This window comes from Rhodoligotrophos sp. CJ14 (assembly GCF_038811545.1).
GTDB lineage: Bacteria > Pseudomonadota > Alphaproteobacteria > Rhizobiales > Im1 > Rhodoligotrophos > Rhodoligotrophos ferricapiens.
Genome location: NZ_CP133319.1, coordinates 514293 through 527515, shown reverse-complemented (window position 1 = coordinate 527515; position 13223 = coordinate 514293). Strand labels below are relative to the sequence as shown.

Sequence of the window (13223 nt, the reverse complement as noted above, 5' to 3'; positions counted from 1 at the left end):
AACTGACAAGGCGCGACTAGCGCGCCAGTTCGATGTGGTAATCCTCAATCACGGTATTGGCCAGGAGCCGTTCGCACATGGCTTGAACCTCGGCCCGGGCCGAGGCCTCATCGGTGGCGGTGACGTCAAGCTCGATGAACTTGCCCTGGCGAACACCCTCCACCGCATCGAAGCCCAGCGTATGCAGTGCCTTCTCGATGGCCTTGCCCTGCGGGTCGAGCACGCCGCGCTTCAGGGTGATCGTCACTTTCGCCTTCATAACACTCCAACCCGCATCAGCAAATCCAGCCGCCAGCGCGAGGGCTAGCGGTCGCTCTTGACCAGCACCGGGCGCTTGCGCTCCCGCTGGTCCTGTTCGGTGAGGATGCCCAGGCGGCGCGCGACCTCCTGATAGGCTTCCACAAGCCCGCCCAAATCGCGGCGGAACCGGTCCTTGTCAAGCTTCTCGTTGGTCTGGACATCCCAGAGGCGGCAGGAATCCGGGCTGATCTCGTCTGCTACGACGATGCGCACCATCTCGCCTTCATAGAGCCTGCCGAACTCGATCTTGAAATCAACGAGCCGGATGCCGATGCCGAGGAAAAGGCCGGAGAGGAAATCATTGACGCGCAAGGCGAGCGCCATGATGTCGTCGAGCTCCTGGGGCGTTGCCCAGCCGAAGGCGGTGATATGCTCTTCGGAGACCATGGGATCGTGCAGCTCATCGGACTTGTAATAGAATTCGACAATCGAGCGTGGGAGGGTCGCGCCTTCCTCAAGCCCGAGCTTCTTCGAGAGGGAGCCCGCGGCAACATTGCGCACCACCACCTCGAGGGGAATGATCTCCACCTCGCGGATCAGCTGCTCGCGCATGTTGAGGCGCTTGATGAAATGGGTGGGTACGCCGATCTCGTTCAGCTTGTTGAAGACAAACTCCGAGATGCGATTGTTGATGACGCCCTTGCCCTCGATGATCTCGTGCTTCTGCTTGTCAAAGGCCGTCGTATCGTCCTTGAAATGCTGGACGAGGGTGCCCGGCTCCGGACCTTCATAGAGAATCTTCGCCTTGCCTTCATAGACCCGGCGACGGTTCTTGTTCATGACTAAAATCCTCGATTGGGCTCTTGGACGTCGGACCGCTTGTCCTTCAGCGGATCTCCCGAAACGGTGAGCCAGGATGGATCCGAGCGAAGCTTCCTCTGCTCGCGAGACGCTACTCCACAACGGCTGCAAGCACAACGAAACTGGGCATGAACCCGTCCGATTTCAACAGCGGTTGCAATTAGGCGCATCCCGACGGGAACGCAAGGGTAGGGATCATTATGGCTAATCGGCTGAGGCCAGTTGATTTGGCTCTCGCGCAAAGCTATGGCTTAAGCCTCAAGGCTGGATCAGCGCGATGGCTTTATGAGTGGAGCACTATGACGACATTCGACAAGCGCGAAGAGGGTTTTGAGCGGAAATACGTGCTCGACGAGGAGCTGCAGTTCAAGGCGAATGCCCGGCGCAACAAGATGCTCGGACTTTGGGCCGCCGAGAAGCTCGGCCTCAGCGGCGATGCAGCGGAGGACTATGCCAATTCCATCGTCGCCGCCGATTTCGAAGAGGCGGGCGATGACGATGTTTTTCGCAAAATCCGCCGCGATTTCGACGCGAAGAACGTGCAACAGTCTGATCACCAGATCCGCCGCACAATGGACGAGCTGCTGCAGAAGGCTACTGAGCAGGTCCGGTCGCAGGTGAAGTGAGACCGCCCGCGTTCCTTTGACATCTCACTGCGGCACCAGGAGCGAGTTCCCGGAGAAATGGCATGACCTTCGTCGACCGTCTGCGTGGCTCTGATCTGGTCCTGTCATCCTGGTCGACCGTGCCCGATCCGATCGTGGCGGAGGCGCTCGCTCGCGAAGGGTGGGATGCCTGCACCATCGACCTGCAGCATGGGATGATGGGCTATGGCGAGGCGCGGGCGATGATCATGGCGATCAGCGGCATGGGAAAGCCCGCTCTGACCCGGCTGCCGCTGGATGGCCTCAGCATAGGCGCGCGCATGCTCGATCTGGGCGTGGCCGGCCTCATCGCCCCCATGATCAATACGGCGGCGGATGCGGCCGCCTTCGTCGAGGCCATGCGCTATCCCCCGGAGGGCAAGCGCAGCTGGGGTGCCTATCGCGCCATGGCCACGGGCGGCCTTAACCGGCTCGATTATCTGGCCCGGGCGAATCAGCGGACAGCCCTCTTTGCCATGATCGAAACAGGCGAGGCTCTCGCCAATCTGGAGAGCATTGCCGCCACGCCGGGCCTTACCGGCCTCTTTGTGGGGCCAAGTGATCTCACCATATCCATGACCAAGGGCCGCGCGCAGGAGCCGGACGGCAAGGTCGAGGTCATGGATGCATTACGCACCATATCGTCGGTGGCCAGGGCCCATGATCTGTGCCCCGGCATCTTCACGCCAAACGCGCAGCAGGCTGCGTTGCGGCTCGCTTTGGGTTACCGCTTCATCACGGTGGGCAGCGATCTCGCGTTCATGGCCGCCGGCAGCACTGCCGCATTGAGCGCGCTTCGGCAGAAGGACTGAGTGGCTCTATGGACCAGAGTACCGCGCGTAGCGTCCTGAAAGAGAGCATGCTCGCCAGGATTGTCGAGCTGTCCGCTGCCGCCGGCCCTCTGGCGCATCAAACCGATAAATATTTCAGCCACACCCGCAGGATCGCGGAAGCGCACGGGGACACGGAGGTGACCTATGCGATCTTTCTGCGCCGCCGTATCGTCGCGGCGATCGAGCCGGCACTGCGGCTCTTGCAGTGGCACTGCCCGGAGGCATCCATAAAGCGTTTCTTTGCCGAGGGCGAAATCGTTCCCGCACATAAGAAGCTGATCGAGATCACCGGGCCGTTCTCGAAGCTCGCAGAAATCGAGACATTGCTCCTGCAGAAGATCGGCTTTCCCTGCGTCTGCGCCAATAATGCGTACGACATGTGCCGGGCGCTGCCCTATGCGAGCTTTCTCGACATGCATGCGCGACATGCAACAGGGCCGGAAATGAATCTGCTCGCGGCCTATGGCGCTTCCGTGGGCAGCGAGGCGGCACGTGCGGAAGATCCGAAAGCCAAGGGCTTCATTGGATCCTCGCAGGATCTCACCGCGCCCTTCTATGGCGTGCAGTTCGGCTCGGGCACCATGCCGCATGCCCTGATCGGCTATAGCGGCGGCGACGTGCTCGAGGCCCTGAAGCTGTTTGCCGAGGTCAACACGGAGACGCGGGTGATCACGGCTCTCGTCGACTATCAAGGGCGCGAGGTCGATGATTCCGTGCGGTGCGCCCGCTGGTTCTATGACGAAGCGGGGCTTGATCAGCAGGGGCGCAGCTTCAGCGTGAGGCTCGACACCCATGGCGGCCGCTTCGCCCAGGGGCTCGATTACGAGAGGTCGGTCGAGACGGTGGGCCAGTGGCTCGGGGTCGAGGGCGAATATAATATTGTCGAGAAAGTCTTGGGCGTCCGCGCGTTCCAGCTCGATGCCGCCAACATCCTGATCGATCAGGTGCGCCGCATCCTGTTCGGCAAGGGAGTGTCGGTTGCCAGCATCATCCATGTGCGCCGCGCGCTGGATGAGGCCGGCTATCGCCAAGCGGGCATTGTCGCATCGAGCGGGTTTGACACCCAGAAATGCCTGGTGATGGGCGGTGCGCGCGCCCCCGTCGATGTGGTGGGCACCGGCAGCTTCCTGCCGGAGCGGTTGCAAGAGACCTATGCCACTGCCGATATCATCGCCTATGGAGGCGTAAAGCGGGTGAAGGTGGGCCGGGAGAATCTGCTGGACTGAGGTGGGGGCCTTAAAGCCCCGTTTGCCAGGCCAGCAGATACGCGTTCGTGCTATTGGCCGAAGACCCGCGCGAAAATCGTGTCGACATGCTTGAGGTGATAGCCGAGGTCAAACAATTCCTCGAGCTGTGAATCATCAAGCAAGGCAGAGACTTCCGGATCCTTCTCGAGGAGATCGAGGAAGTTTCCCTCACCCCGCCAGACGGGCATGGCATTGCGCTGGACCAGGCGATAGGCATCCTCGCGCTGGGCACCAGCGGCAACTAGCGCCAGGAGCACCCGCTGGGAATGGACGAGGCCGCCCAAGTGGTCGAGATTGCGCTGCATGTTTTCGGGATAGACCACCAGCCGGTCGATGACGCTGGTGAGCCGGACGAGCGCGAAATCGAGATGGACGGTGGCGTCCGGGGCGATGCCGCGTTCAACCGAGGAATGGGAAATATCGCGCTCGTGCCACAGCGCCACATTCTCCATGGCCGGCACGACGGCGGAGCGGACCAGACGCGCAAGGCCGGTGAGGTTTTCGGTCAGGACCGGGTTGCGCTTATGGGGCATGGCGGAGGAGCCCTTCTGGCCAGGCGAGAAATATTCCTCGGCCTCGAGCACTTCCGTGCGCTGCATGTGGCGGATTTCGGTTGCCAGCCGCTCGATCGAGCTCGCGATCACCCCAAGGATCGCAAAATACATCGCATGCCGGTCGCGCGGGATCACCTGGGTTGAGACCGGCTCCGGCTTGAGGCCCATGGCGGCGGCGACATGTTCCTCTACCCGCGGGTCGATATTGGCGAATGTGCCGACCGCGCCGGAGATGGCGCAAGTGGCAACCTCCTCCCGGGCATGGAGCAGGCGCTCGCGGGCGCGGGAGAATTCGGCATAGAAGGTGGCGAGCTTTACGCCAAAGGTGGTGGGCTCGGCATGAATGCCGTGGCTGCGGCCGATCACCGGCGTATGCTTATGCTCGATGGCGCGCCGCTTCAGGGCCGCGAGCAGCGCGTCCATATCGGAGAGCAAGAGGTCGGTTGCCCTCACCAGCTGAACGTTTAGGCAGGTATCCAGCACGTCGGAGGAGGTCATGCCCTGGTGCACGAAACGAGCCTCAGGCCCAACGATCTCGGCGAGGTGGGTCAGGAAGGCGATGACATCGTGCTTGACCTCGCGCTCGATCTCATCGATCCGCGCGACGTCGAAAGTAGCGCTGCTGCCTTTCTCCCAGACCGTTTCAGCCGCCTCCCTGGGCACCAGGCCCAGCTCCGCCATGGCATTGAGCGCATGTGCCTCGATCTCGAACCAAATGCGGAATTTGGTCTCGGGCGACCAGATCGAAGCCATTTCGGGGCGGGTGTAACGGGGGATCATCGGCTCAAGCTCGCAACATGGAATGTGGGGGCTGCTTAGCAAATGCCGGCACAATGCTCAATGCGGCCGGCGCTTATTGCGGTCTGCCGCGAGACCGCCTAAGCCTTGCAGGCAGGAACGGAATGCTCATCTGTGATGAGCAATAATGGATTATAGCAGAATGGCCATCGCGATCGCTCTCACCATTGCCGGGTCGGATTCGGGCGGTGGCGCCGGAATTCAGGCGGACCTCAAGACCTTCTCCGCGCTCGGGGTCTATGGCGCCTCGGTGATCACCGCGATCACCGCGCAGAACACGAAGGCGGTGACGGGCGTTTCCGATGTGCCGGTGGATATGGTGACGGCGCAGATCGATGCGGTGTTCGAGGATCTCGATATCGCAGCCGTGAAGATCGGCATGCTGAGCCGCGCCGATACAATCGCGGCCGTGGCCGACGGGTTGCGCCGCCACCGGCCGCGGCATGTGGTGCTCGATCCGGTGATGGTGGCCAAAAGCGGCGACAGGCTGCTGCAGCGCGAGGCCATCGATGCGCTCTGCCATGAGCTTCTTCCCTTGGCCGATCTCGTCACGCCCAATCTTCCCGAGGCGGCGGTGCTGGGGGATTGGCGCGGTGAGATCAGCGAAGCCGATATGCCGGCCATCGCCCAAGCGGTGCGCGATCGCGGGGCGCGGGCCGTGCTGTTGAAGGGGGGGCATTTGGGTGGACCTGAAAGCCCCGATCTCCTGCTGACACAAGAGGCCAGCCAGACATTCCGAGCAAAGCGTCTTGCGACCGAGAACACCCATGGAACCGGCTGCACGCTGTCATCCGCCATTGCCGCGCTGCTTGCCCGGGGGGCATCGCTTCACGAAGCGATCACGGACGCCAAAGCTTATCTTGCCGGCGCCATTGCCGCAGCGGATCGGCTCAAGGTCGGCCATGGTCATGGGCCGGTTCACCACTTTCACGCAGTATGGGGCGCTGAGTGACAGACCCGCATGAGCGGGCTCAGAAGGCGCGGAAGGTGATGATCGTGTAGGTGTCGACGATATCGGGAATAGTGTGCAGTTTCTCATTGATGAAGTGCCCGATATCCTCTCCTTCGGAAAGGTAGAACTTGACCAGAAGATCATAGCCGCCGGCGGTTGAATAGATCTCCGAGGCAATCTCCGCATCCGCGATGGCGGTGGCCACTGTGTAGGCCTTGCCGAGGGCGCATTTGATCTGGACGAAAAACGGCTTCATGAACCATCCTCTATGGGGCATACGCTAGGCGCGTTCTCGCTTTCTCAACCAAGCGGGACCGCTCCAAACCTCTGTCCGGCCGCATTTTCTTCACGAAACGGGCTATCCGCTTCGCTCGAAAATGATCTCGCGCGCAATCGGCGCGGCCGCATCTTCACCAATACAGCAGACTGTCGATGGGGTCAGCCTTTACAACAGAATGCTCCAGTGCTCAGTATCGGCGAGGATCTCGGGCCAGGGATGGCCAAGGGTATCAGAATGGAGGAGGGTACCAGAATGAGGCGCGTTTTCCGACGGTCACTGCTTGCGGCGGCTTGCGTGACGATGCTGACTGCCCCCGCCGCCTGGGCAGATGTCAAGGTCGGCTTCCTGGGTGGCTTCACCGGACCCATCGAAGCACTGACGCCGCCCATTTTCGAGGGGGCAAAGCTCGCGGTCAAGCATGTGAACGAGCAAGGCGGGTTGCTGAAAGGCGAGAAGATCGAACTGGCCAGCGGTGATTCAACTTGCGTGGATGCAACGGCCGCGGCGGCTGCCGGTGACCGCATGGTGAATGCCGAAAAGGTGGTGGCGATCGTTGGCGGTCTCTGCTCGGGCGAGACGATCGCGATTGCCAATAGCGCGGCCATTCCGGCGGGGGTCATGATGATCTCACCGGCCTCAACCTCGCCCGCGGTCTCATCGCTCGATGACAAGGATCTCGTTTTCCGCACCACTCCGTCCGACAGCTTCCAAGGCGAGGCCATGGCCAAGCTGCTGAAGGAAAAAGGCTACGACAATATCGCCATCACTTATGTCAATAACGACTATGGCAAGGGCTTTGCGGATGCCTTGGAGAAGGCCTTTACCGAGGCCGGCGGCACGGTTGCGGCCAAGGAAGCCCACGAGGAGGGCAAGGCTGATTATCGGGCCGAGATCGGTCAGCTGGCCTCTTCCGGCGCCGACACGCTGGTGGTGCTGGCCTATGCTTCGGGATCGGGTCAGACCATCATCCGTCAGGCCATTGAAGGTGGTGATTTCCAGAAATTCGTTGGCGGTGACGGCATGATCGCCGATGATCTGGTGACGGCGATCGGCGCTGATCGTCTGCAGGGCATGATTGGCACCAAGGCCGGGCGGCCGGAAATTCCCGGTGCGGAAATCTTCGCCAAGCTGGCCAAGGAGGCGGGGTTCGATGGAACCGCCGTCTATTCGCCGCAAGCCTATGATGCTGCCTTCCTCATCGCGCTGGCGATCGAGAAGAGCGGCAAGGCCGAGCGAGCCGACCTCAATAAGGCGCTGCGCGAAGTTGCCAGCGGCAAGGGCGAGCAGATTCTGCCGGGCGAATGGGAAAAGGCGAAGTCCCTCATCGCTCAGGGCAAAGATATCTACTATGCCGGTGCCGGCGGCTCCATGACCTTCGATGAGAAGGGTGACGTGCCCGGCGTCATCGTCGAGGTGGTGGTGAAGGACGGCCATTTCGCCGAAGTCGGACAGATCGATTAACGACCGTCATGCGCCCGGCGAGCCTCGTGCTTGGCCCGGGCGCAGTTGCTCCCTCCCTTGCTCCGCACGCGAATGGTCTCCCGCTATTCCATGCGGCGGACGGGCTCGGGCATGAGGCCTCTCGGGGCCAGTCGCAACACCAGCGTGATGGTGAGGCCGATCACGAAGACGCGCATCTGGAGGGCGCGAGAATCGAGATCGGATGGTGCGACCCAGCCGAACCAGTCGCGGCCGAGATCGCGCGCAAGCCCGAACAGAAACAGCGCGGCCGGTTCCGACATGACCCAGATCACATAGACCAGCAGCGCACCGAAGATCGCCCCGCGATTGTTGCCGGCGCCGCCGAGAATGACCATCACCCAGATAAGAAAGGTGTGGTTGAGGGGCACGAAGCCGCCAGGGTCGAAAATCCCGACAAAGCTTGCGAGCGCGGCACCGCCCACGCCCATGATGACACAGCCGAGGGTGAAGATCTGCAGGCGGCGGGCATTCACGTTCTTACCCATGGCGGCCGCGGCGATCTCATTGTCGCGGATCGCCCGGATCATGCGGCCCCAAGGCGCGTGATAGGCGCGCTCCAGCAGCAGATAGACTAGCACGATGATGATCGCAGTGACGGCGAGATAGGCGGCGCGGGCGCCGATGAAGCCCAGATCTCCCGCATGGGGCACCGGCCAGGGCAGGGGCGATACGGTCAGGGTACCGCGGGTGAGCCAGTCCGCATTCTTGAGCAGCGCCTTGATGATCTCGGCAATGCCGAGCGTGGCAATGGCGAGATAATCGCTGCGCAGGCCAAGGCAGATGCGGCCGATGGCATAGCCGACGAGCCCCGCGAGGATGCCGCCGCCGACCCAGCCGAAGCCCACGGGCAGTCCCATGCCGCCGATCCAGCCGGGCCCTCCCTCGATCTTGCTCGCAACCGGATCGAGCGCGCTCATCACCACGAGATAGGCAATGGCCAGAACGATGAGGGTGACGGCCGTGCGTAAGCCTTTCGGCGCGCCGATCCGGGTGAGCCTGCTTGCGGCAAAGACCACAATGGCGCCGGCCGCAGCCAAAAGCAGCACATGGGCAAGCTCGAGCGGCATGCTGCTCTGCCAGAAGGCCTCGTTGCGCGGGAAGGAGAGGAACACGGTCATGAAGCCGCCAAGGGCCACGAAGCCCATAATGCCGGCATTGAACAGGCCCGCGTAGCCCCATTGAATGGTCAGGCCAAGCGCGAGCAGGGCATAGCAGCTGGCCTCGACCAGCATGCGCAAGGTGAAGGGCAGGCCCAGCGCGAGCCATACACCGCCGAGAATGACAAGGAGCAGGGCGAGCAGTCCGAGATCCCGGCTGGCGGGCGATATCGCGTTCATAGCACGCGTCCCTTGAGGATGCCGGTGGGACGAGAGATCAGGATCACCACCAGAATGACGAAGGGCACGATGAGCTTATATTCGGTGGGCACGAAGGCGATCTGGCCGGGCAGATCGAGCGTGCCGATCCAGGTCTCCTTGAAGGGCCGCAGCAAGATCGCCCAGTTGAAGACTGCGAGCGTTTCCGCATAGCCGACGACAAAGCCGCCGAGGATCGCACCATAGGGCTGGCCGATGCCGCCGAGAATGGCGGCTGCGAAAATCGGCAGCAGGATATTGAAGGAAAGGTCGGGCTTCAGGCTCACATCGAAAGCGAGCATCGTGCCGGCAAGAGCAGCGAGCCCGCCGCCGATGATCCATGTGGCTCGCACCACCTTGTCCGTGTTGATGCCGGAGACGCGCGCCAGCATCGGGTTATCGGACATGGCGCGCATGGCCTTGCCCAGGCGAGCGCGGGTCAAAAACAGATGCAGGGCCACAACGGCAAGCACCGTGAGCACGATGAGCAGCATTTGCGGCTCGGTGATGATCAATGGCCTGTCATCGGCAAAGGGTAAGGGAATGCGGTAGATCTCCTTGCGGCCCGTCACATACATATCGCGGGCCGCGGTGCCGCCAATCATACGGACTAGGCCCTGCATCATCAGCATGACGCCGATCGAGGCCATCACCAGCACGATGGGCCGCGCGCCTCGATCGCGCAGCGGCTTATAGAAGATGCGATCAATGCCGATGGCCAGTGCTGCGGTGGCGATCATGGCCAGTGGCACGGCGAGATAGACCGCCAGAACGGAGGTTTGGAGCCCGAGGCTCATCAACATCACGGAGAAGATCAGGCTTATTCCGGCGCCGACCGTCATCATGTCGCCATGGGCGAAATGGGCAAAGCGCAGAATGGAGAAGATGAGCGTGACGCCCACCGCGCCGAGTGCATAGACCGAGCCTATGATCAGGCCGGCCAATACCACCTTGTTCAGGAAGAAGACCAGTTCGACCATGTCAGCCCCCGAGAAAGCTTCTGGCCACTTCGGGATCGGCAAGCAGCGCCGGGCCCGTATCGGTGAACCGGTTTTGACCGGAGGCCAAAACGAAGCCCTTATGGGCGATGGCAAGCGCCTGCTTGGCATTCTGCTCAACCATGAGCACGCCCACTCCCTGGCGATTGATAGCGATGATCCGGTCGAAAATTTCGGACATGAAGAGCGGGGAAAGGCCTGCGGTGGGCTCGTCCAGCAGCAAAAGCTTAGGCTCGGTCATCAGTGCCCTGCCAATTGCCACCATCTGCCGTTGACCGCCTGAAAGCTCGCCGGCGGGCTGACGGCGCTTGGCCTTGAGGGGCTCGAAGATCTCGTAGACCCTGTCGATCAAATGGCGGAAATTGTCGCGTCGGGTGAAAGCGCCCATCTCGAGGTTCTCCTCGACCGAGAGCGACACGAAGACATTGTGCTCCTGCGGCACATAGGACATGCCGAGCGGCACCAGCCGATCCGGCTCGCCATTGGTGATATCGCGGCCCTCGAGCGTCACTTTGCCTTGCGAGATGGTGAGCAGGCCGAACAGGGCTTTGAGGGTCGTCGATTTGCCTGCGCCATTGGGGCCGACGATGACGCCGATCTCATGGGGTTCTATGGCAAGTGAGACGCCGTTGAGAATGTTCATGCCGCCATAGCCGGCATGGAGGTCGGATGCTTCGATCAGGCTCATGGATGTGCGCCCTCGGCCTTGGGCGCGCCGCCGAAATAGGCTTCGATCACCCGCTCATCCTTCTGGATCTCGGCGATCGAGCCCTCGGTCATGACCTTGCCTTGCGCCATGACGATCACCGGGTCACACAGCCTGGCAATGAAATCCATGTCATGCTCAATGAGGAAGAAGGTGTAATTGAGCTCGCGATTGAGCCGCAGGATGTTATCGGCAAGATCACGCAGCAGCGTCCGGTTGACCCCCGCGGCGATCTCATCCAGCAGCACGACACGCGGCTCGGTCATCATGGTGCGGCCGAGCTCCAGCAGCTTTTTCTGTCCGCCGGAAAGGTTTCCCGCAAGCTCATTGCGCACATGCGAGAGGTTGAGGAAGGCGAGCACCTCTTCCGCCCGCTTGCGCACGGCGGCCTCCTCGCTTCGCACCCGTCCCGGCTGAAACCACGCGGAGAACAGGTTCTCTCCGGACTGGCCGGATGGCACCATCATCAGGTTCTCGATCGCCGTCATATGGGAGAATTCGTGCGGGATCTGGAAGGTGCGTGCGAGCCCGGCGGCAAACAATCTATGCGGCGGCCAGCCGGAGACATCCTGTCCGTCGAGCTTGACGGTTCCCTCATCGGGCGCATAGCGGCCGGCGACAATGTTGAACAAGGTTGACTTGCCCGCGCCATTGGGCCCGATCAGACCAGTGATCGAGCCCCGTTCGACACTGAGCGTGCAATCATCCACCGCGACAAGACTGGCAAAACATTTCGTGACGTGATTGACTTCGATGATCGGCGCCATGCTTGTCCGTTCTTCTTGCGGTCACGTGCAACAGGAGCGATGCTGCCGCGCCTAGAAAGGGACGCGGGTCTTGAAGACAGCGTTGAACATGCTGCACTCTCATTAGTTTGTCCGCGGTGGCAAAACAAGCGCGAGTAGGCTTGACCTCGATAATTAGCCTGCTACAGGTGGCGGCTCGGATAGATCACGGGTCGTTTTCAGGAAAGATGATCGTCCGAGGGAGCGTAGTTTGAGCCGGCCGGGACCGGCCTTATTGGATCAAACCCATGATCAAGCGGCTTCTGATCGTCGGCCTCCTCGTCGTCGCCGTCGTCGGCGGGATCGGCTACTACAAGCTCGTATTCGAGCCCGAGCTTGTGAGGAAGATCATATCCAGTTCGCCGATGCCGACCGTGACAGTGTCAGCTGCGCCAGCGAAGGAGCGGCCCTGGCAGAGGCGGATTGCGGCGATCGGCACGCTGCGGGCGACCCGGGGTATCGAAGTCACCTCGGAAGTTGCCGGACAGATCGTGGAAGCGAATTTCCAATCGGGCCAGGACGTTACCGCAGGGACGGCCCTCGTCCAGCTCGATGACTCGACCGAGCAGGCGCAGCTCAAGAGCGATCTTGCCAATCTCAAGCGGACACAGCTCACCTTCGAGCGTCAGAGCCAGCTCTATAAGACACGCACAGCTCCGCAATCCGCCTTTGACGAGGCGCTGGCGGCGCGGGATTCCGCCGCAGCGGCCGTCGAGCTCACGCGCGCGCAAATCGCCAAGAAGCGCATTATCGTGCCTTTCGATGGCCGGCTCGGGATCCGGCTGGTCGATGTGGGCCAGTATGTGACACCGGGCACAGCTTTCGTCGCCTTACAGACACTCGATCCCATCTTTGTGGATTTTCCGGTGCCCGAGCAGGATGCGGCCGACATCCGCAAGGGGCTCACGGTGGAACTGAAGACCGATGCCTATCCGGGTGAGGTGTTCAAGGGCAAGGTTGATGCGCTCGATAGCCGGATCAATCCGGAGACACGCGCCATGCTGGTGCGCGCGAGCCTGCCCAATCCGGATAAGCGGCTGCTGCCGGGCATGTTCGCCAATGTGGAGGTGATGGTGGGGGACGAGCAGATGGTGCTGACCGTGCCGTCGACCGCTGTCACCTACAGTCTCTATGGCGATACGGTCTTCGTGCTGACCAAGCAGAAGGATCAGCAGGGGAACGGCTCGGCCGTCTCAAGCAATCGCAGCGGGATCATGGTGGAGGCGGCGCATGCGGAGGAGCAGGATGCCGCGCCGAAGGACAAGCCCGATCAGAACCAGGCCTCGCCCGATGCGCTCTATCAGGTCGAGCGGCGGGTGGTGAAGGTCGGTGCGCAGCTCGGTGATGACATTCAGATCATCGAGGGGATCAAAGCCGGCGAGCTGGTCGCAACCTCGGGCCAGAACAAGCTGCAGGGCGGCATGACGGCGCGGATCAACAATAGCGACCCGCTCGTGCCACCGAAGACGCCGCCGAAAGGCTGACGGC

The 13223-nt window shown here is 61.9% G+C and carries 14 protein-coding genes; 6 read left to right on the top strand and 8 right to left on the bottom strand.

From position 1 onward, the window contains the following. Nucleotides 1-16: 16 nt before the first annotated feature. A complete protein-coding gene (gene purS / locus RCF49_RS02390; protein ID WP_342642451.1) occupies nt 17-259 on the bottom strand; it encodes a phosphoribosylformylglycinamidine synthase subunit PurS in 243 nt (80 codons plus the stop codon). Nucleotides 260-303: 44 nt separating this feature from the next. After that, a complete protein-coding gene (gene purC, locus RCF49_RS02385; protein ID WP_342642450.1) occupies nt 304-1080 on the bottom strand; it encodes a phosphoribosylaminoimidazolesuccinocarboxamide synthase in 777 nt (258 codons plus the stop codon). A gap of 320 nt (nt 1081-1400) precedes the next feature. On the opposite strand from purC, the gene RCF49_RS02380 reads away from it, so the two are divergent. From RCF49_RS02380 to RCF49_RS02370, 3 genes are all read left to right on the top strand, one after another. Further along, on the top strand, nt 1401-1727 hold the full coding sequence (locus tag RCF49_RS02380) for a DUF1476 domain-containing protein (protein ID WP_342642449.1): 327 nt from the start codon (nt 1401-1403) through the stop codon (nt 1725-1727). 62 nt (nt 1728-1789) lie between these two features. After that, a complete protein-coding gene (locus RCF49_RS02375) occupies nt 1790-2557 on the top strand; it encodes an HpcH/HpaI aldolase family protein (protein ID WP_342642448.1) in 768 nt (255 codons plus the stop codon). An 8-nt stretch (nt 2558-2565) separates the two neighbouring features. Further along, nucleotides 2566-3804, top strand: coding sequence for a hypothetical protein (locus tag RCF49_RS02370; RefSeq protein WP_342642447.1), 1239 nt, complete (start codon nt 2566-2568; stop codon nt 3802-3804). A 50-nt stretch (nt 3805-3854) separates the two neighbouring features. On the opposite strand, the gene purB is transcribed toward RCF49_RS02370, so the two are convergent. After that, nucleotides 3855-5159 (bottom strand): adenylosuccinate lyase, encoded by a 1305-nt coding sequence (gene purB, locus RCF49_RS02365; RefSeq protein WP_342642446.1) that lies wholly within the window; start codon nt 5157-5159, stop codon nt 3855-3857. 160 nt (nt 5160-5319) lie between these two features. Between purB and thiD the strand changes: the two genes are divergently transcribed. After that, nucleotides 5320-6129: a bifunctional hydroxymethylpyrimidine kinase/phosphomethylpyrimidine kinase gene (gene thiD, locus RCF49_RS02360; protein WP_342644105.1), complete on the top strand. Its 810-nt coding sequence runs from the start codon at nt 5320-5322 to the stop codon at nt 6127-6129. A 19-nt stretch (nt 6130-6148) separates the two neighbouring features. On the opposite strand, the gene RCF49_RS02355 is transcribed toward thiD, so the two are convergent. Beyond that, a complete protein-coding gene (locus tag RCF49_RS02355; protein ID WP_342642445.1) occupies nt 6149-6385 on the bottom strand; it encodes an Lrp/AsnC ligand binding domain-containing protein in 237 nt (78 codons plus the stop codon). Between the two features lie 276 nt (nt 6386-6661). On the opposite strand from RCF49_RS02355, the gene RCF49_RS02350 reads away from it, so the two are divergent. Further along, nucleotides 6662-7870: an ABC transporter substrate-binding protein gene (locus tag RCF49_RS02350; RefSeq protein WP_342642444.1), complete on the top strand. Its 1209-nt coding sequence runs from the start codon at nt 6662-6664 to the stop codon at nt 7868-7870. Nucleotides 7871-7953: 83 nt separating this feature from the next. Here RCF49_RS02350 and RCF49_RS02345 read toward each other — a convergent pair whose 3' ends face one another. Genes RCF49_RS02345 through RCF49_RS02330 form a run of 4 tightly spaced genes read right to left on the bottom strand, consistent with a single transcriptional unit; the run spans nt 7954 to nt 11708 of the window. After that, nucleotides 7954-9228 carry a branched-chain amino acid ABC transporter permease gene (locus RCF49_RS02345; protein ID WP_342642443.1) on the bottom strand — a complete coding sequence of 425 codons (1275 nt, stop codon included), beginning with the start codon at nt 9226-9228 and terminating at the stop codon, nt 7954-7956. Continuing rightward, complete coding sequence (locus RCF49_RS02340; protein ID WP_342642442.1) at nt 9225-10226, bottom strand: branched-chain amino acid ABC transporter permease; 1002 nt, start codon at nt 10224-10226, stop codon at nt 9225-9227. The genes RCF49_RS02345 and RCF49_RS02340 overlap by 4 nt, the downstream gene beginning before the upstream one ends. A 1-nt stretch (nt 10227) precedes the next feature. Beyond that, on the bottom strand, nt 10228-10932 hold the full coding sequence (locus tag RCF49_RS02335; RefSeq protein WP_342642441.1) for an ABC transporter ATP-binding protein: 705 nt from the start codon (nt 10930-10932) through the stop codon (nt 10228-10230). Next, nucleotides 10929-11708 (bottom strand): ABC transporter ATP-binding protein, encoded by a 780-nt coding sequence (locus RCF49_RS02330; protein WP_432807384.1) that lies wholly within the window; start codon nt 11706-11708, stop codon nt 10929-10931. Before RCF49_RS02330 ends, RCF49_RS02335 begins: the two co-directional genes overlap by 4 nt. Nucleotides 11709-11983: 275 nt before the next feature. Between RCF49_RS02330 and RCF49_RS02325 the strand changes: the two genes are divergently transcribed. Then, complete coding sequence (locus RCF49_RS02325; RefSeq protein WP_342642439.1) at nt 11984-13219, top strand: efflux RND transporter periplasmic adaptor subunit; 1236 nt, start codon at nt 11984-11986, stop codon at nt 13217-13219. Nucleotides 13220-13223 lie beyond the last annotated feature (4 nt).